At 60.6% G+C, this 22161-nt stretch carries 15 protein-coding genes; 11 read left to right on the top strand and 4 right to left on the bottom strand.

What is annotated here, in order from left to right; all coding sequences use genetic code 11:
• Positions 1–17 precede the first annotated feature (17 nt).
• A complete protein-coding gene (locus C8D82_RS04415; RefSeq protein WP_165832824.1) occupies positions 18–704 on the bottom strand; it encodes a DUF1559 family PulG-like putative transporter in 687 nt (228 codons plus the stop codon).
• Between the two features lie 214 nt (positions 705–918).
• Between C8D82_RS04415 and C8D82_RS04410 the strand changes: the two genes are divergently transcribed.
• The 9 genes from C8D82_RS04410 to C8D82_RS04370 all read left to right on the top strand — a co-directional run bounded on the left by C8D82_RS04410 (position 919) and on the right by C8D82_RS04370 (position 13371).
• Positions 919–2295: an extracellular solute-binding protein gene (locus tag C8D82_RS04410; RefSeq protein ID WP_116883060.1), complete on the top strand. Its 1377-nt coding sequence runs from the start codon at positions 919–921 to the stop codon at positions 2293–2295.
• Between the two features lie 309 nt (positions 2296–2604).
• Positions 2605–3660, top strand: coding sequence for a substrate-binding domain-containing protein (locus C8D82_RS04405; protein WP_116883059.1), 1056 nt, complete (start codon positions 2605–2607; stop codon positions 3658–3660).
• A gap of 37 nt (positions 3661–3697) precedes the next feature.
• Positions 3698–4735 (top strand): hypothetical protein, encoded by a 1038-nt coding sequence (locus C8D82_RS04400; protein WP_116883058.1) that lies wholly within the window; start codon positions 3698–3700, stop codon positions 4733–4735.
• 1 nt (position 4736) lies between these two features.
• Positions 4737–5489: a sugar isomerase domain-containing protein gene (locus C8D82_RS04395; RefSeq protein ID WP_116883057.1), complete on the top strand. Its 753-nt coding sequence runs from the start codon at positions 4737–4739 to the stop codon at positions 5487–5489.
• 445 nt (positions 5490–5934) lie between these two features.
• Complete coding sequence (locus C8D82_RS04390; protein WP_207776069.1) at positions 5935–6564, top strand: DUF1559 domain-containing protein; 630 nt, start codon at positions 5935–5937, stop codon at positions 6562–6564.
• 14 nt (positions 6565–6578) lie between these two features.
• Entirely contained in the window at positions 6579–10274 is a 3696-nt protein-coding gene (locus C8D82_RS04385) for a glycoside hydrolase domain-containing protein (protein WP_116883055.1), read from the top strand.
• Positions 10275–10277: 3 nt separating this feature from the next.
• The gene (locus tag C8D82_RS04380; protein WP_116883054.1) at positions 10278–10916 is read left to right on the top strand and encodes a Gfo/Idh/MocA family oxidoreductase; all 639 of its coding nucleotides are present in this window, start codon (positions 10278–10280) and stop codon (positions 10914–10916) included.
• Positions 10913–12025, top strand: coding sequence for a Gfo/Idh/MocA family protein (locus C8D82_RS04375; RefSeq protein ID WP_116883053.1), 1113 nt, complete (start codon positions 10913–10915; stop codon positions 12023–12025). The genes C8D82_RS04380 and C8D82_RS04375 overlap by 4 nt, the downstream gene beginning before the upstream one ends.
• Positions 12022–13371, top strand: coding sequence for an MFS transporter (locus C8D82_RS04370; RefSeq protein WP_116883052.1), 1350 nt, complete (start codon positions 12022–12024; stop codon positions 13369–13371). Before C8D82_RS04375 ends, C8D82_RS04370 begins: the two co-directional genes overlap by 4 nt.
• Positions 13372–13379: 8 nt before the next feature.
• Here C8D82_RS04370 and C8D82_RS04365 read toward each other — a convergent pair whose 3' ends face one another.
• The 3 genes from C8D82_RS04365 to C8D82_RS04355 all read right to left on the bottom strand — a co-directional run bounded on the left by C8D82_RS04365 (position 13380) and on the right by C8D82_RS04355 (position 19329).
• Positions 13380–14702, bottom strand: a complete 1323-nt coding sequence (locus C8D82_RS04365; protein WP_116883051.1) for a Na+/H+ antiporter NhaC family protein — start codon at positions 14700–14702, stop codon at positions 13380–13382.
• Between the two features lie 65 nt (positions 14703–14767).
• The gene (locus tag C8D82_RS04360) at positions 14768–16921 is read right to left on the bottom strand and encodes a protein kinase domain-containing protein (protein ID WP_116883050.1); all 2154 of its coding nucleotides are present in this window, start codon (positions 16919–16921) and stop codon (positions 14768–14770) included.
• 101 nt (positions 16922–17022) lie between these two features.
• Positions 17023–19329 (bottom strand): protein kinase domain-containing protein, encoded by a 2307-nt coding sequence (locus tag C8D82_RS04355; protein ID WP_116883049.1) that lies wholly within the window; start codon positions 19327–19329, stop codon positions 17023–17025.
• A 260-nt stretch (positions 19330–19589) separates the two neighbouring features.
• Here C8D82_RS04355 and C8D82_RS04350 point away from each other — a divergent pair, with 260 nt between their 5' ends.
• A complete protein-coding gene (locus tag C8D82_RS04350; protein WP_165832823.1) occupies positions 19590–20690 on the top strand; it encodes a substrate-binding domain-containing protein in 1101 nt (366 codons plus the stop codon).
• 718 nt (positions 20691–21408) lie between these two features.
• Positions 21409–22149 (top strand): DUF1559 family PulG-like putative transporter, encoded by a 741-nt coding sequence (locus C8D82_RS04345; protein ID WP_207776068.1) that lies wholly within the window; start codon positions 21409–21411, stop codon positions 22147–22149.
• Positions 22150–22161: the final 12 nt, after the last annotated feature.

The raw sequence follows: 22161 nt of genomic DNA, 5'->3' as shown, positions 1-22161 counted from the left end.
ACGGAATAAACAGTCCGTCAATCCTTCATATTCTTCCCCCACATATAGTGGTGTTCGCCGCTTTCAACGGCAGTATGGAAAAACATGGAAGCGTGTCCGTCGCCATAGCCGACAATACTGCCTTTGCCGTTGCCGTGGCGAACTCCGAAATGGGCGCGATGTTCCAGAATCGGCAATCCGTCGGTTCGTTTATTATCGGCGATGAGCAGCCGCTCCGCAGGGCGTTTGACACGTTTCAGGTAGGTATTGTTTGTGGCCGTCGCCCATCCCATATGGAAGTTCATGCCGTAGTTTTCCTGAAATAAACGATCTCTGGTATTGTTTGACGAGTCCCGGCTGGGACATTGAAAGAGCGGGGAAACCGGAGTGGCAATCCAGACCGAGCCTTGCTGCTGCGAAGTATACCAGTTGTTGTTGACCAGGCCGATACCGACATACCGGGCGATTTGCCCGATCCAGATCACGCTGTCGCCGGAACTGTTTTTCAAACTGCAGCCGTATCCGGAGTATGGCATTAAATTGCCGTTGTTGTCTTCCGTGTATTGGATCATCCCCAGTGCAAGCTGCTTCACATTGTTGAGGCATTTGGCCCCTTTCGCTTTTTCCCGTGCCTGATTCAAAGCGGGAAGCAGCATCGAGGCCAGAATTGCTATGATTGCAATTACGATAAGAAGTTCAATTAATGTGAATTTGATTCTACTCATAATTTCTCCTCTTCCGGCACTTTTGAGAGTTATATTCCGCATGTTCATTACAGGATATTATAGCAAAAAAAAATGATTTTGCCACCTGTCATTTTATTTTTTTTCTGAAAATATAACACATTATGCGAAAAGTGTTATGAATTTATCCAGGGAAGGGTTTATATTATCGATGAGTGGATGTTGATGGCGTCCAAGGCAATAATCGGAGGAGCCAATGCCTGGGAAATTGAAAAAAATAGTACCGCTGACGAAACAGATCGTAAGGAGACTTTCGGACGAAATCCTTTCCGGAGCGCGTCCGGCCGGAGAGCGGCTGCCCAGTCTGCGGGAATTCGCCGGGCTGTACCAGTGCAGTATCGCGGTGATCAATGGTGCATATAACTGTCTGGAAGAGAAGGGATTGATCCGGCGGAGCCATGGGGCCGGCACTTTTGTCGCGGATGATGTCAGATTGGAACATAAAAATTTTTTCCACGCATGGCAGGCGGTATTCGATATGGAACCGTTCAGGAAATTTGTGGAGCGGGCGGCGCCGGAACTCATCATCAATGAGTTCCCTTCCCGGGAATACTTGGGCAACCGCAACTATCTGGAATGGCTGATTCAGCAGAATACCGGACTGGCGAAACATCCCGGACTGATTGCGTTGGACGAGGGGCAGTTGCCGATTCTGGCCGACTGCGGCGTGCTTGAGCCGCTGGATGAGCTGCTGTATCGTTCAAAAATCCTGAGTCCGGAGAAATTTCCGAACTCACTGCTTGACGCCATGCGCTACAACGGGAAACTTTACGCTCTGCCGGTGAATTTCTGCCTGCCGGTGTTATTGTATAACAAGCTGCGCTTCCGACAGGCGGGGCGCCCTTTCCCGGATGACCACTGGGGATGGAACGAACTCCTGGAACATGCGGTCGTACTGGGAAATCAGGAGCTTTCTTTGCAGAGCCTCGGGATTCTGTTTACCGTAAGCATGTATGCGTCCTTTATTTTTCAGAGCGGCGGCTGCTTCTTCGACCTCAACCGGAACTGCGCCATCGCGCGGGATGAAGCGGCGGAGGGACTCATGTTCTTTTCCCGTCTCATGCGGCAGGAGGGCGTCGTCTGGCATCATTACGGAGATCCCCGTGACATTCTGGTGAAGAAGCTGGCTTCCGGCGAGTTGGCGATGGTGCTCGGCGACAGTGTGGATTATACATTGCTGACCCGCATCGCACCGCCGGGAGAGTGGGGTGCGCAGCCGGTTCCGCACGGGAGCTGCCGTGCCGCGGCGGTATCGCTGCGCGGTATCGGAGTGACTTCAAATCATCCGGCGCCGGAAAAGCTCCTCAGAAATCTGGAACTTTTATTCATTCGGAACCATTATGCCGATTTCTGCCGGGAGTGCCTGGCGCTTCCCGCCTATGATCCGGTCGGGCTAGGAGTTGAAAATTTCTGGCTGGAGTGGTTGAAATACGCCAGGCCGCCGATTCAGAACCCCAGTCTGAATGTCATTCCGATGGTATTTGAAACATTGAATCAGGCGCTGGCGCAAAAACGCGAACTGGATCGGAGTCATCTGCTGGAGTATCAGCGCATGATCAATGCCGGATTGTAGATTGTTCCGCGCCGCCCGGAAACGGGGCCGCGCCGGGTTCCGGCCGCGAAGAAAATCACGGCGGTGCTGCTTCCCGGTCCGTCTGGATATTCTGCTGTGATTTTACTTCAGAAGCGGTAAAAAGACAATCCTCATTTCCGTCCTGCCTGACGGAAAAGCGGATATCGGGACCGATGAAAGTGAACATCAGCTGCAGGAGAGGCGGGGGCACATACCGCGCCGGAATTTTTTCGGACTTTATTGTTATACTTCTCTTGGAGGTTTGTTATGCTTTGGGTATAATAAATATTGAAACAACCGGAGGGTATCATGTCGGCCACCAAATGCGCGGAAATCGTAAAGGAGATCGGGGCGGAGATCCGCAACGGCGAACACGGCGCGCCCGGAACCGCGTTCATGACGGTGCGCGAGCTGTGCGATGTATTCGATATTTCTCTGGTCACCGCGCAGCGGATCGTGAACCGGCTCAAGGAGGACGGGCTGCTGGTGCGCAGCGGCAGGCGGACCAGCATCGCCGCGCGTTCGATGCACGGCGCGGCGGCTTCATGCCGGATCGGCGTGGTGGTCACCAAGATCGACAATCCGTTCTTCTCCCGGCTGCTGAATGCGCTGGAACTGGCCGGGAGGCGACGGGGGCTGGAACTGATTTCGGCGGGCAGCGACTACAATGTGCGCCATGAGGAACACCTGTTCCGGATGCTGGAAAACAGCGGTGCTGGCGGTTTTCTGGTCTGTCCCGCGCACGACATCGATTCGGCTCCGGCCCTGCGGAATCTGACGTTGCCCTTCGCGCTGATCGGCCGCCGGGTCGCCGGGGTGGACGCCGACACCGTGATGACCAACGACTTTGAAGCCGGGAGGCTGGCGGCGATCCACCTGATCGAACAGCGCTGTTCGGATTATCTGTACATGGGGATCAGCAACTTCCGCAACGACATGCGGTTCCGCGGCTTTGCATTCGAGCTGCACCAGCGCGGCGTGGAGCTTCCCGGGGAGCGTCATCTGCGCGTCGACGTCGACCGCGACGAAAGCGACCTGCCGGAGTACCTCGCGCGGCTCCACCGCGGCGGCAAGACCGGGGTGTTCTGTTATCACGACTTGTTTGCGCTGCGGATGATCCGGGCGGCGCGGCTGTGCAAATTCTCCATCCCGCGCGAGGTTTCGGTGGTCGGCTTCGACGATCTGCCGATCGCGTCGGAGGTGTATCCGTCGCTGACCAGCATCTCCTATCCGCTGGCCGGAATCGCGGAAAACGCGCTCGAAATGCTGCTGCGCCGCCTGCACGGCGCGAATGACGGGCCGGGGGCGACCAACTATCTGGATCCGACTCTGGTGGTGCGCGAAAGCTCCTTTGATCTGCCGTGACCTTTTTACTTTACATATAACAATATCGGGAGGAACCATGTCAATCACGCGAACCGCCGTCAGCTATTACAACCTCGGCTATGTGGAGCACGCCGAAGCGGATTTCCGCGAAATGCTCGATCACGGCTGTACGACCGTGATCCTGGCGGTCACCGAATTCGATTTCGATTTCTGGCGGCCGAACATCCCGCGCATCGTGGAGGCGGCGCACCGCCTCGGGCTTCAGGTGCTGATCGACCCGTGGGGGATCGGCAAGTTTTTCGGCGGAGAGCAGGTCAGCAAGTTCCTGCAGGACAACACCGGGAACCGGCAGGTTTCGGCGCTGACCGGGGAGGCGCTGCCGTATGCGTGCTTCAACACGCCGAGCTTCCGCGACTACTTCGCGCGGTTCTGCCTGACGCTGGCGCGCGAGGCGGGGGCGGACGGCTTCTTCTGGGACGAGCCGCACTATGCGTTCCCGAAATCCTACGCTTCGATCACCGGCGGCGCGGGCGAGGACTGGACCTGCCGCTGCCCGGTCTGCATGGGGAAGTTCCGGGAGCATTACGGCTATGAGATGCCGAAGGTGATGAACGACGACGTGAAGCGGTTCCGCCGCCGCGAGGCGCTGTTCATCCTTGAGGACACCTCGCGCCGGATCAAGGAGCTGGACCCGGCGCAGGAGATCACCTGCTGCGTGCACGCGACGCTGAACAGCTATTACGTGACCGAACACCGCGGCTACGACGACTGGGACGAAGTCGCGGCCAGCCCGTACTTCGACGTGTTTTCGACCACGATCGTCGCGTGGAACCTGCCGCGCGGCTTCTTCGAGGAGATCACCCGCCGCACGGTCGCGGCCGCGAGAAAGTACGGCAAGCAGTCGGAACGGTGGCTGATGGGCTATTACAGACAGCCGGAGGATTTCGCCGAGATCGACCGGACGGTGGAGCTGTACGAGTCGCTGGGGGTGGACCGGCTCGGCACCTGGACCTACCGGGGCGGCTACGGCACCGTGCTGGCCGCGCCGGACGCGCTGAAACTGTGGGACCGCATCGGAGAGAACTACAAACGTGTCATCGGAAAGGGGAAATGAGATGTTGAACGATTTCGGATATCTGGAACAGATCGAGGCGAACCTGCGCCGGGTCAAAGAGGAGCAGGCCACGAACATTCAGGCCGCCGGGAAGCTGATGGCCGACGCGGTCGAACAGGACCGGCTGATCAGCGTGTACGGCGGCGGCGGGCACACCACACTGGTGATGGGCGAGATGTTCTTCCGGGCGGGCGGCCTCGCGAACATCAACCCGGTCATGGAAACCGGGCTGTCGGTGTTCAACCAGGCGCTGAAGTACCTCGAACTCGAACGCTCCGAGAATTACGGTTCGGCGATCATGAGATATTACGATCTTCAGCCGGGAGACCTGCTGATCATCTTCCACAACATCGGGATCAACGCGGCGACCATCGACGCGGCGCTGGAGGCGAAACGGGCCGGTGCGAAGATCGTCGCGGTGTCCAGCTCGCACTGGCAGAAGGAGATGCCGCCGGACCACTTCATCCGGCACAGTTCCGGGAAGAACCTCTTCGACCTCGCGGACGTCTGCATCGACGACTGCAACCCGGTCGGCGACGCGCAGGTGAAGGTGCCGGGCTTCGATACGCCGATCGCACCGGTGTCGAACGTGGTGGACTTCACCATCGCCCACTGGCTCGAAATCGAATGCGTCCGGCAGTGCGTGGAACGCGGCCTGACGCCGCCGGTCTGGCGCAGTGCGAACGCCCCCGGCGGCGACGAATACAACGCCGCGAACCTGAAAAAATACCGGCCTCTGGTCAAGAACCTGTAAAGGAGGGAAGATGAAGAAAAACAATCATTTTACGCTGATTAAGCTGTTTACGAACATAATTTGTAAAATATACAATCAGTCCACGGCTGCCGCTCTGCGTAAAAGAGAGGGGTTCGGGGGAGAGAAAGCGGCGGCTTGCGCCGCGTCTCTCCCCGTACCAGATAATCTTAACATTACCCAGATGTTCGGCAAGCTCTCACGCCTTCGCCAATGCTCTGCAAGCGGCAAGTCGGAGCAAAAACGTGAAGTTGCCTTTCCGCAAAAAAGCGGGAAGACAACTTCACGTTATTGCGGATCTTCTTCCTTCGCCGAGCGACCGCAGCTCCGCCTGTCGACCGTCCCGTACCCGGCACCGGCACCTTGCCGGACGCAGGGGGCGCGGGGGGCGGCGGATACGCCCCCCGCATCCCGCCGCTTAAGATCATTCACGCTTATTGAGTTGCTCGTGGTGATAGCGATCATCGCGATTCTGGCGTCGATGCTGCTGCCCGCGCTGAACCGGGCGCGGGAGAAGGCACGGGCGATCAGCTGCGCATCCAACCTGAAACAGCTCGGTTTGTATTTCATCAGCTATATCAACGACAACAAAGGGATCCTGCAGGGGTATCAGGTGACGCCGGAACGGTATTGGAACGATTTTCTGAATGGAGGCGAGATCGTGACCGAGAAGGACAAGGTGTTTTTCTGCCCGTCGATGCCGCGCAATCCCAAGGTGTTGGCCGGGCGCTTCGTCACTTACGGCGGCATGCAGACCAATACGGTCTGGCCAATGCCGAAATACCGCGACTGGCGGAAAGTCCCCCATCCGACGGAAACCGCGTTCGCGGGCTGCTGCATGAGTATCAAGCCGGGCGGCAGAGTCGGTTTCTACAACTGTTATATCGGCTCCGGCGACGGGGGCAGAGGCGGTTTCAGCAACATCCACAGCGGTCTCGGGAATCTGGGATATGCGGACGGGCATGTCGGAGCCGTCTCTCCGGCCCGCTTCGGAGAACTGGTCCGGCAGGGGTGGGAAGACCCGGCCAAGGAGGTGTATTATTGCGATGTCGAAGCCGGATGGCGTAAAACCAATTAAGGAAGGAAAGAAAAATGGCAATCAGACGACTGTTACTGGCCGCCGTGCTGCTTCTGGCATGGAGTCTGGCGGCGGAGGTGTATTATCAACAGGATTTCAGCAAGGGGGGCATTCCGTCGCACCACCTGATCGGCATTGTGCCGGTAGAGGGGAAACCGGAATTCAAACAGGCGATGGAATTGCGTTCCCGGCTGGAGCCGGACGGCGGGAAACCGGAACAGGGCAGTTGGAATGCCCGGCTGGCGGTTCCGGCCGGGAAGCCGGTCGAAATCGATTATTGGTTCTGTCCGGTTTCCGGTGACGCCCGCTATGGGCTGCTGGTCAACGACACGGCGGGAAAGAAGCTGGTCACGCTGGTCTGGGACGGCAGACGCCTGCTCGCCGCCGACGGCCAGGCGGGCAAATGGCGCCCTGCCGGGCCGCTGGCCGCCGGGGAGTGGGCGTATATCCGGTATGCGGTGGGAGACGGCGGATACGATCTCTATGTGAATGATATGGAGTATCCGGTGCTGGCCGGAGTGGAATTCCGGGAGGAAGGGCCGGGAACTCCGGGCAAGATCTGGACGCTCGGCTCCGAAAAGGGGGAGTCCGTCAGCCGCTTCGCCGCGATCGAAGTGCACGACGCTTCCCGGGAGCGGGCCGCCCGGCGGCTGCTGGTGCGGGAGGATTTCCGCAACTACAGCCCGCAGGGAAAGCGGCAGCGGATCGTGGAATCCGGTTCGCCGGAGTTTCCGGTCGCGCTGGAAGTCTCGTCCGTCAAGGAAGGCGGCAAGGTGTCGGAGGGAAGCTGGAGCTTTCCGCTGCCCGGTCCGGGCGACGCCGTCGAGCTGGAGGTCGACTATTGGTTCAAGCCGGTTGCGGAGAGCTCCCGCTATGCGCTGCTGGTCAACGCCGCAAACGGCAAACGGATCGTGACGGTGGTTCAGGAAAAAGGAAAGCTGCGCGCGCTCGACGGCGGCGCGTGGGTGAATGCCGGAGCGGTGAAGATGAATGAGTGGAACCGCGTCTGCTACCGGCTGAACCTGTTGAAACGCACATTCGACCTGCTGGTGAACGGGGTTCCGGTGCTGCGCGACGCGAAATTCCGGGATGCGGACGCGGATGCGCCGGGCCGGCTCTGGACGCTCGGCAGCCCTTCCGAAAACTCCGCGACGCTGTTCGGGCCGGTCACGGTGACCGCCGCGACCGGGGAGTTTCCTCCGGCGGCGGTCGGCGAAGCGCCGTTCTTTTTACACGCCGCTCCGTCGTCCGAACCGCAGGCGGGGATGGAACTGCTTCCCGCCGGCGGAGCCGCGAAGGAGACGGCCGAAGTGAAACTGTGGAGGGATGACCGGAATCTGTACGCTCGTTTCGGCCTGAAGGCCGCCGACATGGCCAAACGCTCCGGCGGGACGGCCGAAACGGACGGCAAGGTCTGGCGCGACGACTGTTTCGAACTTTTCCTGCAGCCGGACCGGACCGGCAAAGCCTATTTCCACTGGGTCGGCAATGCCGCCGGAACGCTGTACGATGCCCGCTGCGAAGGTTTTGTGCGGGATAAAAGCTGGAATTCCGGCGCAACCGTGGAAGTCGCAAAGCAGGCCGACGGCTGGAGTGCGCTGCTGACCGTGCCGTTCGCTGCATTGGGCGGCGCTCCCGCGCCGGATGCGGTGTGGGGCTTCAACGCCGGACGCGAGAATCCGGTGACCAGTGAGGTGCTGTCACGGGTGCCGATGGTGCAATTCCACCAGCCGGAGCGGTTCGGCAAGCTCTGCTTCCCCGAAACGGGCGACCGCCGCACGGTCGAAGAACGTACCGCGCGGCTGATGGAGAACGGCTTCGATCTTGCCGCCCTGCGCGGCGAACTGGCCGCAATGCAACAAAAACTCAAAGAAGCCGTGCCGGAGCAGCTCGAAGCGCGCCGGGCGAAGATCGAATCGGCGGTGCGCGGCGCGGCGGAACGGCTTGCCGCTGCCCGGAGTTTTCCCGAATACGCCCGGAGCATCGCCGAATGCCGCCGGCAGTTGGAGGACGGTGAGGCGCTGCTGCTGGATGTGAAGCGGATCGAGGCGTGCTTCGTTCCCGGTTCCGCCGCCGCCCGCCGCGGCTATGCGGTGCTGGTCGAGTCGCCGATGGTGAAGGTGAAGTCCGGTTACGGCGGCAACGGTTCGGACTGCGCCGGATTGCGGCTTTCCGGCAACGAATACGGCAGCTTCCAGACGGTGCTGCTGGCCCGGCCCGGGCAGAGCTTCTCCGGCGTCAAGGCGGAGCTTTCCAGGGTGACCGGCCCGGACGGCAGGGAGGTGAAGGGCGCGAAATTCGCCTCGTATCTGGTCGAGCCGGTGATGACCGCGAAGGCCGCGAAAACGCCGGAGGCGTGGCCGGACATCCTGCGTCCCGGCGCTGCTTTCAAGGTGTCGGGCGGCCTCGTGACGCTGTGGTTCGATCTGTATCTGCCCGCCGGAACTCCGGCCGGGAACTATGCGGCGTCCGTGACTGTGACGCCGGAGGGAATGGAACCGGTCACGGTGCCGGTTACAGTGGCGGCCACCGGGCTGTCGCTGCCGGAAAAGGCGTCGCTGGATACCGCGTTCTGCTTTGCGGACGCGTGGGCGAAGATGTTCTATGGTGCGGATACGCCGCCGGAGAAGCGGCGCGGCTTCCTCCGCTTTCTGCTCGACCACCGGCTCGAACCGATGAACCTGTGGGGCGGCGGGATCGACATCGGCGAGGAGTATCTCGACTATTGCGCCGAAAACGGCAAGGCGATGCTCTTTTTGCCGGTCAACGAGAAGATCCGCGACAATGAGGTGAAGTATCGCGGACTCATCAGGCGGTATGAAGGAAAACTGCGTCCGGTCTTCTTCGGCTACGACGAAGTGCTGGCGGTCGGCACGCCTGAAACGATCGAAACAAGGCTCAAGGCGATGCGGCGGGATTACGGGATCGCGAAGGAACTGTTCCCGGAAGTCCCCCGGCTGAACACCGCCGCAATCGACGCGCGGCTGTACGGCAAGGTGGATATCTGGTGCCCGCTGTTCGACCACCTCGACATGGCGCTGGTGCGCGAACGTCAGGCGAAAGGGGAACTGGTCTGGTGGTATCCGACCGATTATCCGTCCGCTCCGTATGCGAACTTCAACCTCGATTCGCCCGGCATCGACCCGCGCGTGATTCCGTACATGACCTGGAAACTCGGCCTTTCCGGGCTGCTCTACTGGGGGCTGAACCGCGAGTGGATGAGCAATTCCCCGAAGGAGGCGCAGGCCGCGTCGCAGCAGGATTACCGGAGCCGCTCCGTGACGTGGATGACGCCGGAGATCCAGGCGAAGATGGCGCGCGGCGAAGTGCATTGGCCGCAGATTCCGTGGCTACCCTATTTCCGCAGCGCCTTCAACCAGCAGATCAGCGCGACCAACGGCGGCGGCAACCTGATGTATCCGGCCCCCGATTGGGAACCGTGGGCCTCCACGCGGCTCAAGAACCTGCGCGACGGCATGCAGGATTACGAGTACTTCACGATGCTGAAACGCAATACGGAAGCGTTGAAAAACGGAAGCTCGCATCCGGAGCTGGTGAAACGGGCCGAAGCCGCGCTGCAAATCGACGACGATGTGGTCGCCGGAGCGACCGGCTATACGAAAGACCCGGCGAAGCTGCTCGCTTTCCGCGACCGGCTAATCGACCTTGTGCTGGAAACCGGAACGGCCCTCAACGGAAAGGCGAACTGAACCATGCTGCCGATCATCACCCCATCGGAGGCCGCCGGACGCACCGGCGACGGCTTCGTGACCGCCTTCTACTGGCGGATGAATCCGGTATTGGAACGCATTCAACAGGCGATTGCGGAAAATTGCTGCGGGGAACTCTGCTCATTGCGTTTCACCTGGAGCCGGCCGAAACGCTTCGCAACCGGCGAACGGGAGTTTTTGTACGACACCTTCGCCGCGATGCTGGACGGCGCGCAGCAGCTGGCGGGCGCGGAGTTCCGTTCTCTGTACGTCGAGAAGGTTCCGGGCATGAACAATCTCTTTGCGCTGGTCCGGTTCGGCAACGAAGTCGTTGCGGAATGCGAGCTGAACGAATGCCTGCCGGAGACCATGCCGGACATCTGTTTCGTCAAAGCCAATTTCAGCAACGGCCATGTGACCAACCAGCCGCTGGTCGGATATTTCAACGAGGAGGGCATGGTGTTCGCCACCGACGAAATTCTGGAGTTCCCGGTCGCGGAGCTGGCTTCGCTGCCGCCCGCGAACGGTCCGGTTGAACAGATGAAACAGCGGTTCACGGAGGCGGCCCGGCTGGGGCTGGTGCCGCCCGGCCCCGGCAATGCGGCGGCAATTCAAACCATGATCAGGGAGGCTTTGCGATGAATAAAATCAGAATCATGGTCGCCGGAACCGCCAACCCCCACGTGCCTGCCTATCTGCGCGGCGCGGGGCGGCGGGTGGACACAATGGAGGTGGTCGCGGTTTCGGATTTCGACGCCGCCCGGCTGGAACAGGCGCGCGGCTTTCTGGAAAACCGTCCGGGAGTGCGCTTCTATTCCGACTATCGCGAGATGTTCGAGGCGCATCCCGAAGCCGACGCGGTGATGATCGGCAGCGACAACATCGACCACTTCGAAATGTTCAAGGCGGCGGTCTCCCGCAAGCTGCACATCTATATGATGAAGGTGATTTCGATGGATGAGGATGAGTGCCGGGAGATGATCGCGATCGGCCGGAACTATGACCGGGTGATCCAGTGCGAGCTTGAGCTGCACTTCAATCCGCAGTTCGCGTACGCCCGGAAGCTCTTCCGGTCCGGCGCGCTCGGTAAGCTGAAATCGGTCTATCTGACCAATATTTCACAGAGCCCGTGCAACTACTTCCCGAACTGGGGCGACCCGGTGCTCTCCTACGGCAGGCGCGTGCCGCTGCGGCCCGGCTCGGAGACCTGCCGCGGCGGCGCGATCACCGACCATCCGCATCCGTTCGACCTGATCCGCTGGATCACCGGGCGGGAGTTCCGCACCGTCAGCGCGGTTTCGGCCCGGAACCAGCGCGCCCACCTCGCGGTCGAGGATCACGCCGCCATCACCGGCGAACTGGACGATGGCGTGAAGTATTTCATCAATCCCTCCTACTCCAATCTGGAGGAGAAGGTGCCGACCCGGCGGCTGCTCTGGCCGAAGTCGCTGGAGTGCAACCTGAAGCTGACCGGCACGAAGGGATACTTTTCGTGCGACTTCTTCGACCGGCACATCTATATCGTCGGCAACCGTTACGTATCGCCCGACCGGCTGATCGTGGACGGCACGCCGCGGCTGCCGGGCGACCCGGCGGATTCGCTGATCGGCAGTTTCGTTGCGGCCATCGCCGGGGAGCGAAAGCGCCCGGAAACCACGTTGGAGGACAGCTACGCCGCGATCCGGGTGATGAACGCCGCCTACGAGTCGATCCGGCTGGAACGCGAAATCACGCTGGAGGCAACACGATGAAAGAGGAGGGGGGCGAGGTCCTCTACCGCTGCGGGACACTGACTTACACCCGCCTCGGGCTGCTGAATCTCTTCATCTGGCTGCTGTGGGGGGACTTCTGCTTCTCGATGATGGAGACGGTGTCGCCGTCGCTGACGCCGCTGCTGCTGAAGATGCACAATGCGAGCAACCTGACCATCGGAATCCTGATGGGCAGCATCCCCGCGCTGTTGAATTTCATCATCAACCCGATCGTCAGCACCCGCAGCGACCGCACCCGCAGCCGGTGGGGCAGGCGGATTCCGTATCTGCTGTTCACGCCTCCCTTTACCGCGCTCTTTCTGATCCTGCTCGGCTGGAGCGATCAGATCGGCGCGTTCTTTTACAATCTGCTGTGGGGGGACGGCGGGAGTCCCGCGACGTTCACCATCTGCCTGATCGCGTTTTTCGTGATCTGCTATCAGGGATTCGATTTGTTTGTCGGGTCGGTGTTCTACTACATTTTCGCGGACGTGGTGCCGCAGCAGTTCATCGGCCGCTTCATGTCGCTGTTCCGGATCGCCGGAACATTGGGCGGCATGTGCTTCAATCTGCTGGTGATGCCCTATGCGAAAACCCACATGTCGGTCATCTTCACGGTGGTCGCGCTGATCTACGTATTGAGCTTCACCGGGATGTGCCTGAACGTGAAGGAGGGGGAGTATCCGCCGCCTCCGCCGGTGAAGCCGGGGCTGAAGGCGATGGTGGCCGGTTATTTCCGCGACTGTTTTTCGGTGCCGTTCTTTTCGATCCTTTTCGTCGGGCTGGCGTTCAATTACGTGTCGACGGTCTGCCGCAACATGTTCAATCTGCTGTTCGCGCTGAATGACCTCGGGCTGACCACCGCGCAATTCGGCCGGGTCGGCGCGGTCGGCGGCATCGTCGGCGTCGCGCTCTATCTGCCGATGGGATACCTCGTGGACCGGTTCCATCCGCTGCGGATCTATCTGGCCGGGGCGCTGCTGGTGATCTTCGTGAACCCCTTCGGATTCTTTTTCGTGCACGGCTACGGCACGTTCATGGCGATGGGAATCCTGCTCGCCGTCGTCTATACGGTGCAGAACTCCTCGCTGCTGCCGCTGTGCGTGAAACTGTATCCGAAAGAGCAGTTCGGCCAGTTCTGTTCGGCGGCGGCGATGGTCAAGGCCCTGCTGCTGGTCGCCGCCAACGCGGCGGGCGGCTGGTTCATCGATCTCTTCGGCTACCGCTGGCTCTATGTGTGGGATTTCCTTTTTACGATCCCGTGCTTCGTGCTTCTCTTGTGGATCTATTTCCGCTGGAAAAAGCTCGGCGGCGACGAGGGCTATCAACCGCCGCTCAGGCCCTGACTCCGGAGTCAGGGACGGGAGGCGGAGCGGGGGAAGCCGAGCGCGATTGCGAGTATCAGGAAGAAGGCCAATACATAGGGATACCACAGGAACGCCAGCACGTCGAAGGCGGAGACCGCCGCCCCGGCCAGCCCCACCGCCGCCAGCACCTGCGCGCCGTAGGGCAGGATGCCCTGCACGATGCAGCTGGAGGTGTCGAGGATGCTGGCCGATCGGGCCGGCGCGATGCCGTAGCGTTCGGAGATGTCCCGGGCGATCGGCCCGGCGATCACGATTGCGACGGTGTTGTTGGCGGTGAAGACGTTCACCGCCGAAACCAGCAGCGCGATGCCGAATTCGCCGCCGCGCCGCCCGCGGATGTGCCGCTCGATCAGGCCGAGCAGATAGCCGATGCCGCCGTTGTAGCGGATCACTTTCAGCAGGCCGCCCGCGAGCAGCGCGACGATCAGGGTTTCGGACATGCTCAGCGCGCCGTCCCCCGCGCCTTTCAGGAAGCCGAAGAAATCGAAGCTGCCGTTCAGCAGCCCGACCGTCCCGGCCAGTACCGAGCCGAACATCAGCAGCGCCATCACATTGACGCCGAACAGCGCCAGCACCAGCACTGCGAGGTATGGCGCCACCTTGCAGCAGTCGATGAAGGTGATCGGCCTGACCTGCGGCGCGGTTCCGGCGTGGGTGGCGAAAATCAGGTACAGCAGTATGGTCAGGATGGCGGCCGGGATCACGATTTTGATATTCGCGTAGAATTTGCGGTTCATTTCGACCTGCTGGGTGCGGGTGGCCGCGATGGTGGTGTCCGAAATCATCGACAGGTTATCCCCGAACATCGCTCCGCCGACTACCGCTCCGAGACAGACGCCGATCGGGATGCCGAGGTTCTGGGTTACGCCCGCCGCGATCGGCGCGAGCGCGACCACGGTTCCGACGGAGGTGCCGATCGACAGCGAAATAAAGCAGGCCACCAGAAAGAGTCCGCCTACAAGCAGGTTGGGCGGGATGAAAGTCAATGCGAGGTTCACCGTCGCATCGACCGCCCCCATCGCCTTGGCGGTGCTGGCGAAGGCTCCGGCCAGGATGAAGATCAGGCACATGGTCATGATGTCCACGTTGCCCATGCCGTGCGCGAAAAGTTCGATCTTGCTTTTCAGTGAAGCCCTGCGGTTCAGCACCAGCGCGGTCGCCGAGGCGACCAGAAAGGCCACCGGCATCGGAACCTTATAGAAATCTCCCGATGCGATCGAGAGCCCGAGGTAAAAGACCAGGAACACACCGAAAGGGATCAGCGCTTTTGCCCGCGGCTCCCGGTCCTGTGAAAAATCTTCAATATCCATCTCGTATCCGTCCTGCGGTTATGCGTTGTTGAAATTGCATAATATACAGGAGGAACCGGCTTCTTTCAATTTTCATTTTCATAATGATGGCGATGGGTGCGGAAGGCGTTCTCCTCGATCATCTGAACCAGCGTGCCGCCGACAGTCTGGATCGGCGCTCCGGAAACATAGTAGTGTTTGCCGTTGAAATCCGCCTCGAACTGCTGGTAGCGGTTCCGCCGCAGCCGGTTTGCGAAGCGGACCAGCGGCTGAACCGGGGGGCCGCCGGGCAGCCTGCCGTCCTCGTTCGCGAGGAAAAGACCGTCGCCGGTGATCGCGACCACCTGATTGTGGCGGCCGACGAAATAGAGCTCATGAACGGGATCGGCGCGGTGCGCCCGGACCAGCGGGCCGAACGTTTCCTCCAGCCGCAGTTCCAGCCCGGCGATGCCGAGGAACTCTTTGGCGGTGGTGTACAATGGATAACGGCAGTTGATCCGGTGCCGGTCGAGTACGCCCCGGTAAGGTTTGGACCAGCTGATCGCCTGACTGCCGGCGGTCTCTTTGAGCTTGCTCCAGCACTGGGAAAAGGCGGAACTGGCGGGGTCCTCGTAGGTGCCGGGATAACTGTAGCGCACCCCGTCGGCCCACGCGACGAACAGCCGCTGCACCTGATTCTGCGCGCTGAACAGCAACTGATGGATCTCGCGGGTCGGCATGTTGATGTTGTGGCTGCTCAGGTCGTAACGGATGATCTTGTTGCAGATCTCGACATACTGTTTGGCGCCGAGCAGTTCGAGCCGGACGGCGGAGGGATGCTCCGCCGGAATGCGGACCATGTACCGGAGGTTGACCGGATTCGGATAATAGTCCGAACTCTGCATGCCCGGCGGCGAGGTTTCGGCGGAACGGAATCGGTCGTTGTCGTAGAAGGCGGAAGTGCTGCGGTACGGCTCGGCCATATCCTCGATCAGGTTGTCCGCGAAAAGCAGCAGTTGAGCCTGCGCCAGCAGGAATTTCTTCTCCACCGCGGCGGCGAGCTGGTCGGTGTAGGACTGGAATTTGAGGTGCTGGGCCAGGGCGCGGCTGCGCAGCTGTTCCTGCTCGCTGGCGCGGTAATACGAATAAAAAAGCCAGAGGCCGAGCAGGGCGAACAGCGCTCCGAGGATCAGCAGGGATTTGATCCGGTTGCGGTAGACGACCCGGGAGAATTTACGCACCGGCCCGTCCGGAGCCGCCGAAACCTCCTCGTCGTAGATGAAGTGGCGCACATCGGAGGCCAGCGCGCTTACGCTTGCGTAACGCTGTGCCGGATCGGGATGGATCGCCTTGTAGATGATCGCCTTGACCGTGTTGCTGATCTTCAGCTCCGGCAGGTAGTGGCGGTAGCTGTCGGAGTCGCGGATGTCGCTGCGGGTCACGGTGGCGGACGTGCCGGGCGGTGCCGATCCCTCCTCGGATACATTGCCGCTGCTGCTCCGGCGCAGGGTCACGATTTCAAAGAGAACCATGCCGAGCGAGAAAATGTCGACCTGCGGCGTGGTCCGGCGGTCGCGCAGGAACTCCGGCGGCAGGTAGTTGGGGGTTCCGCTGAGATGTTCCGGCACGGTGTCCAGCGCCTGGGCGCTGCCCCAGTCCATCAGGTAGACTTCGCCGAATTCGCCCATCATGATGTTGCCCGGCTTGATGTCGCCGTGCATGATGCCCTGGCTGTGGCAGTAGGAGACCACCTCGCACACCTTCAGAAAGTATTCCAGCCGGGAGATCAGCGCGTGCTGTTCCTGGCGGCTGCTGACCTGTTTGTGGAGATAGGCTTCGCGGGCGGCCTTGATGAACTGGGCGAGCGAGGTGCCGTTGATCAGCTTCATCATCACTTCCCAATGCCCCGCGCTGTCCTTGCCCATCGCGTAGACCGGGACGATCGAAGGATGGTCGAGCCGGGCGTTCAGGCGGCATTCTTCGAGGAAGGCTTCGATCGCGCGCGGATCGTCCCGGAACTTCTCGTTCAGGCTTTTGACCGCGACGATGCGGTCGAAAAACAGGTCGCGGGCCTTGCCGACGCAGCCGACTCCCCCGGCGGCGAAGTTGCACAGGAAACGGAACTGGCGGCTGCTCTCCGGCACCTCCGCCCGGCTTTCTTCCGCCGGTTCCGTCCGGGTGGTATTTTGCCGCGCGTTTCCCGCCAGCACGACGGTCGCATCGATTTCATCGGTATCGACCGGCTTCTTTTCGGAACTCATCTGAAACCTTCCGCTGTATATTGATATTCATTCTGAAAATACAGCATCTCCGGCGAAATTACAAGCCGCGAGCGGGCGGAGCGACGGAATTCCGGCAGTTTTCACTCCTCCGGGTGGCGGTGGGAGTGGAACGCTTTGTTTTCGATCAGCTGCAGCAATACGCCGCCGGAGGTCGGAATCAGAGCGCCGTCGACATGGTAGCGTTTCCCGTTGAATTCCGCTTCGAACTGGCGGTAGTGATTCTCGCGCAACCGTTCTGCGAAGCCGACCAGCGGCTGAACCGAAACGCCGTCGGGCAGCGTGCCGTTCCGGCCGGTCAGGCTGAGACCGTCGGTGTCGAACGAGATCACATGGTGGAACCGCCCGACGTAATAAAACTCGTGAACCGGATCGTCCCGGCGGGCCTGAAGCACGGAAGCGAACAGCTTGGAGACCCGCAACTCTATTCCGGCGAAGCCGAGGAACTCCTTCCGGGGGCTGTACAGCGGATAACTGCAGTTGATCAGGATGCGTCCGGCATTGTTGCGGTAAGGTTTCGACCAGGAAATCTCCTGCTTGTCCGCGGAGTGTTCAAGCTGTTTCCACCAGGCGGAATGGATGGAGTCGTTGAAAACCGTCTGCTGGTAGGTGCCGGGATAGCTGTAGCGCGTTCCGTCGGCCCAGGCGATGAACAGCCGCTGGATCAGGTTGTTCTGATCGAAAAGCTTCGCGTGGAACTGCCGGTCCAGCAGGCTGACCTTGTTGCTGTCGAGCGTGTAGCGGATCACTTTGTTGCAAAGCTGGGTGAACTGCCTCGGGCCGAGCAGGTCAAGCCGGACCGCTTCGGGGCGCTCCGCCGGAATGCGGACCATGTGCCGGAGGTTGACCGGATTCGGATAATATTCCGAATCCTGCATGCCGGGCGGCGAGGTCTCCGGCGACTTGTACTGTTCGTTGTCGTAAAAGGCGGCATCGGCCTCGTGCGGCCTTGCCATCTCCTCGATCAGGTTGTCGGAAAAAAGCAGCAGCTGGGTCTGGGCCAGCAGGAATTTCTTTTCCACCGCGGCAGCCTGGCGGTCGGTGTAGGATTGGAACCGGAGCTGCTGGGTCAGGGCGCGGGTGTGGATGCGCTCCTGCTCGCTGGCGCGGTAATAGGAGTAGAAAAGCCAGCCGCCGAGAAATGCGAAGAGCGCGCCGAGCACCAGCAGCGTCCTGATCCGGTTCCGGTAGACGATCCGGAACAGTTTGCGCACCGGCCCGTCCGGCGATGCCGAGACCTCCTCGTCATAGATGAAATGGCGCACGTCGGAAGCCAGTGCGCTCACGCTCTGGTAGCGCTGCGCCGGGTCGGGATGGATCGCCTTGTAGATGATCGCCTTGATCGCCTTGCCGATTTTCAGCTCCGGCAGGTAGTGCCGGTAGCTGTCGGAGTCGTTCACGTCGTTGCGGGGGCCTGAGGGCTGGGCGCTTTTCGAAGCGGCAGCGGTGTCGGGGACCGCGCCGTTGCCGCTGCGCCGCAGCGTCACGACTTCGAACAGGACCATGCCGAGCGCGAAAACATCCACCTGCGTTGAGGTGCGGCGGTCGCGCAGGAACTCCGGCGGCAGGTAGTTGGGAGTCCCGCTGAGGTGTTCCAGCACGATATTCAGCGGCTGGGCGCTGCCCCAGTCCATCAGGTAGACTTCGCCGAATTCGCCCATCATGATGTTGGCGGGTTTGATGTCGCCGTGCATGATGCCGCGGCTGTGGCAGTAGGAGACCGCTTCGCAGACTTTCAGGAAATATTCCAGCCGGGAGGTTAAGGCGTGGCGCTCCTGACGGTTGCTGATCTTCTTATGGTCGTAGGTCTGGCGGGCGGCCCTGATGAATTGGGCGAACGAACTGCCGTTGACCAGTTTCATCATCACTTCGAGGTGGCCGGATTCATCCTTGCCCATCGCGTAGACGGGCACGATCGAAGGATGGTCGAGCCGGGCGTTCAGGCGGCATTCGTCGAAGAAGGCGCTGACCGCGCGCGGATTGTCCCGGAGTTTTTCATTCAGTTTCTTGACCGCGACGATGCGGTCGAAAATCAGGTCGCGGGCTTTGCCGACCTGTCCGACTCCGCCCGCCGCGAAGTTGCACAGAAAACGATATTGACCGATGCCGCCGGGGAGCTCCGGAACCGCTTGCGCTTCTCCCGCTGCCGGCTGTGTTGACACATCGTCGTTGTGCGCGCCGTTTGCCAGAATCACGGTGGCGTCGATTTCGTCGGAGTCAGTCAGGGTTTCAACCGGCTGCATCCGGGGGCTGTTGTGCTGCGCATCGCCCGCCAGTACTGCGGAAGCGCCGATTTCATCGGTATTGCCCAAACCCTGCACATCGTCCGCCGGCACTACGGCGGCATCGATTTCATCGGTATCGGTCAGTCTCTCTTTTTCGGAACTCATAGTCGGAATTCTCGGCTATCCTTTCATGGTGAAATGATGAAAACAGGAGCGTATGCCGCCTGTTCCGGCATCTGGAGGACTATTGGGAAATAAGCCTCCTGCCCGTTATTATTATACAGTGAAATTCCATGTTTGCAAAGAGGGGCGCCGGAAAAAAATTCTGATAATTTCACAAGCGCCTCTTGACATGGGACCGCTTATCGGGTATAATTAATGTATAGACAACTTGAATTATTTTTTATGAGGGTAAGGAGATGGCGGTGGCATCCGGTCAGAGGAACACCCGGCACGGCGAGCTTAAGGAGATGCTGCTCCGGGAGATACGGAACAGCGGGATCAACACGCGGCTTCCGTCGGAAAACGAGCTGTCACGGCAGTTCGGCGTGTGTCGCGCGACGGTGAACAAGGTGATGGTCGAGCTGGAGCGGGAGCGGTACATCATTCGCCGCCGCGGCAAGGGAACCTTCGTGATCCCGCGCGACCAGAAGCTCGAAAACGGCAATCCGCTGCTCGGCGGAGGCAGGATCGTATCGGTCTATCCCGATTTCTTTTCTTATTCGGACTGGGAGATGACCCATCGGATCGAGCTGGCCGCGCTGAAAAACAACTGCGAGCTTGTTTCGCTGAAGCTGCAGCCGGATTCGGACCTTGAATCCTTATTTGAACTGCTGGAGCGGGAGGAGAGGATCGCTGGAGCGATCATCCGGATCGGTTTCAACCTGACCGGAACGCTGGTGAAGCGGCTGGAGGCGGCGGGGATTCCGATGGTGGTGCTGCTGCCGCCGCCTGAATTCGGTGGAAAGCTGGCTTTCGTCTACGGCGACAACCGGCGCTCGGGCTATCTGAAAATGGAGTGCCTGCTGCGTCACGGCCACCGCCGGATCGGCTACGTTTCCGACCAGCCTTTGCAGAGCGCGGGCGCGCTGCATCTGGAGGGGGTCAAGCAGGCGCTGTACGAATACAAGCTGAACTACCGCGACCTGAAGCGTTCGGAACTGCGGATCGGGAACTGGAGCAATCCGCTGACCGCCGGTTACCGGATCGCGGCGGATCTGCTGGACCGGTACGACCTGACCGCGCTCCTGACCGATTCGCTGCCGGGCGCGTTCGGCGCATTGCGGGTGCTGTACGAACGCGGCCTGAACTGCCCCGGAGATGTCAGCATCGTGACGGTCGGCAAGTTTTTCGGACTGGAGGAACTGGGATGCCCGGCGCTGACGACGACGGAAGTGCCGGGGCAGCAAGTGGTTGACCGGGCATTTGAACTGCTGCTCAAGCCGGGGCAGGGCGGGCTGGTCAATCCGATCGAACCGGTTCTGGTGGAACGTGAAAGCGTTCGCGATTTACGCGGCGCACAATAAGCGCGGGCGGCAAGGTGCCGCTGCCGGGTGCGCCCGCCAATGCCCCTTCGGGGTCGCGCGGCGGCTGGTACTGGCAGGCATTGGTTGGTCTCCATGACCATTTACGCGGCGCACAACAAGCGCGGGCGGCAAGGTGCCGCCGCCGAGTGCGCGCTCTACGCCCTTCGGGGTCGCGCGGCGGCTGGTACTGGCAGACATTGGTTGGTCAGCCAAGCCATTTACGCAGTGCATAAATAAGGCTACGCCGCCATTTACGCGGCGCACAACAAGCGCGGTCAGCGCCGCGAACGAATGTGAGGGCATTACTTGCGGCAGCAAGTAACGAGGAACGATAGTGACGAAGCCGAACGTAGAGAGCGAAGCCCCTCCGGCGTAGTGAGCGCAGCGAACGATGAAGGGTTGGCCGCCGCAGGCGGACAAGTAAGGCCCGCTAGGGCCGCCCGCGAATGGAAGTGCTTCGCAAGTCAACGGGAGTTCCGAGGCGAGCGGGGAGGTCCGGACGGGCGATCGTGCACGCCGCAGGCGGGCAGGCCTTGAAAAGGCCCTCCGGAGCCATCCGCAAACGACTGGCACCCAGTTTGTGACCGGTAACGATACGGAAAGGCAGATTAAACTTATGTATCATGATACAGTCATGTGCGATTGGAAAGCGGACGGCATGAGGCCGGCAGGTAAACATGGCTTTTGAAACAGACAACCCGTTTATCAAGGAGGGAATATGGATAACGTAAGAGAAAATAAACAGATGCAGCGTGGAAACAGGCGTGACGGCAGGGATCATAATTTTACATTGATTGAGCTGCTCGTTGTAATAGCGATTATCGCCATACTGGCGGCGATGCTGCTTCCGGCTTTGAACAAAGCGCGGGATTCGGCGCGGAGCACTGCCTGCCTGAACAACCAAAAACAGCTCGGCACACTGCTGAATATGTATGCGAACGACTTCCGGGATTTTTTTCCGAGCGCGCGCGCCTATGACGACGGCGGGGCGTGGAGTTATGTGATGGTGAAAGCCGGATATCTTCCCGAACCGAAAGTCGGAGGCAGCTCGGCGCTGCTCTGTCCGGGCTTCGCTCCTTTCCGTTACAGGAATTATAAAAGCGTTTACGGGCTGGCCAACGGTTATAATTGCGACAATGCGGTGGGATCGGCCATCAATGCGAATTTCTTCTGGTTTCCGCGCAGCCGGGTTGACGCGAGGATGATTCTGCTGGCCGATGCGGTTCGCGCCGGGGGAGGAGCCGGAAACGAGCAGATCTGGTATCTGGATACGGCGGCCCATCCGACGGATGGACGGGGGGTGATGGAAACGGCTCCGGCGAATAAGGTGGTTCATCTGCGCCACTCCGGCATGCGCCGGGCCAATGTGCTGATGCCCGCCGGAAACGCATTGAGTGTGGATCACCGCTGGCTGGGTGAAAACAAGACGGCCAATTGGGCGGTAACTGCCGGTTTTTAACGATCGGGAAGG

Source organism: Victivallis vadensis (genome assembly GCF_003096415.1).
Taxonomy (GTDB): Bacteria; Verrucomicrobiota; Lentisphaeria; order Victivallales; family Victivallaceae; genus Victivallis; species Victivallis vadensis.
This window is presented reverse-complemented; position numbering and strand designations above follow the sequence as displayed.

Bases quoted from the DNA above. Each gene is read 5' to 3' on its own strand.
- C8D82_RS04400 (WP_116883058.1), top strand. From the start codon at position 3,698: ATGTCAATCACGCGAACCGCCGTCAGCTATTACAACCTCGGCTATGTG.
- C8D82_RS04355 (WP_116883049.1), bottom strand. From the start codon at position 19,329: ATGAGTTCCGAAAAAGAGAGACTGACCGATACCGATGAAATCGATGCC.
- C8D82_RS04415 (WP_165832824.1), bottom strand. From the start codon at position 704: ATGAGTAGAATCAAATTCACATTAATTGAACTTCTTATCGTAATTGCA.
- C8D82_RS04410 (WP_116883060.1), top strand. From the start codon at position 919: ATGCCTGGGAAATTGAAAAAAATAGTACCGCTGACGAAACAGATCGTA.
- C8D82_RS04385 (WP_116883055.1), top strand. From the start codon at position 6,579: ATGGCAATCAGACGACTGTTACTGGCCGCCGTGCTGCTTCTGGCATGG.
- C8D82_RS04345 (WP_207776068.1), top strand. From the start codon at position 21,409: ATGGATAACGTAAGAGAAAATAAACAGATGCAGCGTGGAAACAGGCGT.
- C8D82_RS04395 (WP_116883057.1), top strand. From the start codon at position 4,737: ATGTTGAACGATTTCGGATATCTGGAACAGATCGAGGCGAACCTGCGC.
- C8D82_RS04360 (WP_116883050.1), bottom strand. From the start codon at position 16,921: ATGAGTTCCGAAAAGAAGCCGGTCGATACCGATGAAATCGATGCGACC.
- C8D82_RS04365 (WP_116883051.1), bottom strand. From the start codon at position 14,702: ATGGATATTGAAGATTTTTCACAGGACCGGGAGCCGCGGGCAAAAGCG.
- C8D82_RS04405 (WP_116883059.1), top strand. From the start codon at position 2,605: ATGTCGGCCACCAAATGCGCGGAAATCGTAAAGGAGATCGGGGCGGAG.
- C8D82_RS04370 (WP_116883052.1), top strand. From the start codon at position 12,022: ATGAAAGAGGAGGGGGGCGAGGTCCTCTACCGCTGCGGGACACTGACT.
- C8D82_RS04380 (WP_116883054.1), top strand. From the start codon at position 10,278: ATGCTGCCGATCATCACCCCATCGGAGGCCGCCGGACGCACCGGCGAC.
- C8D82_RS04375 (WP_116883053.1), top strand. From the start codon at position 10,913: ATGAATAAAATCAGAATCATGGTCGCCGGAACCGCCAACCCCCACGTG.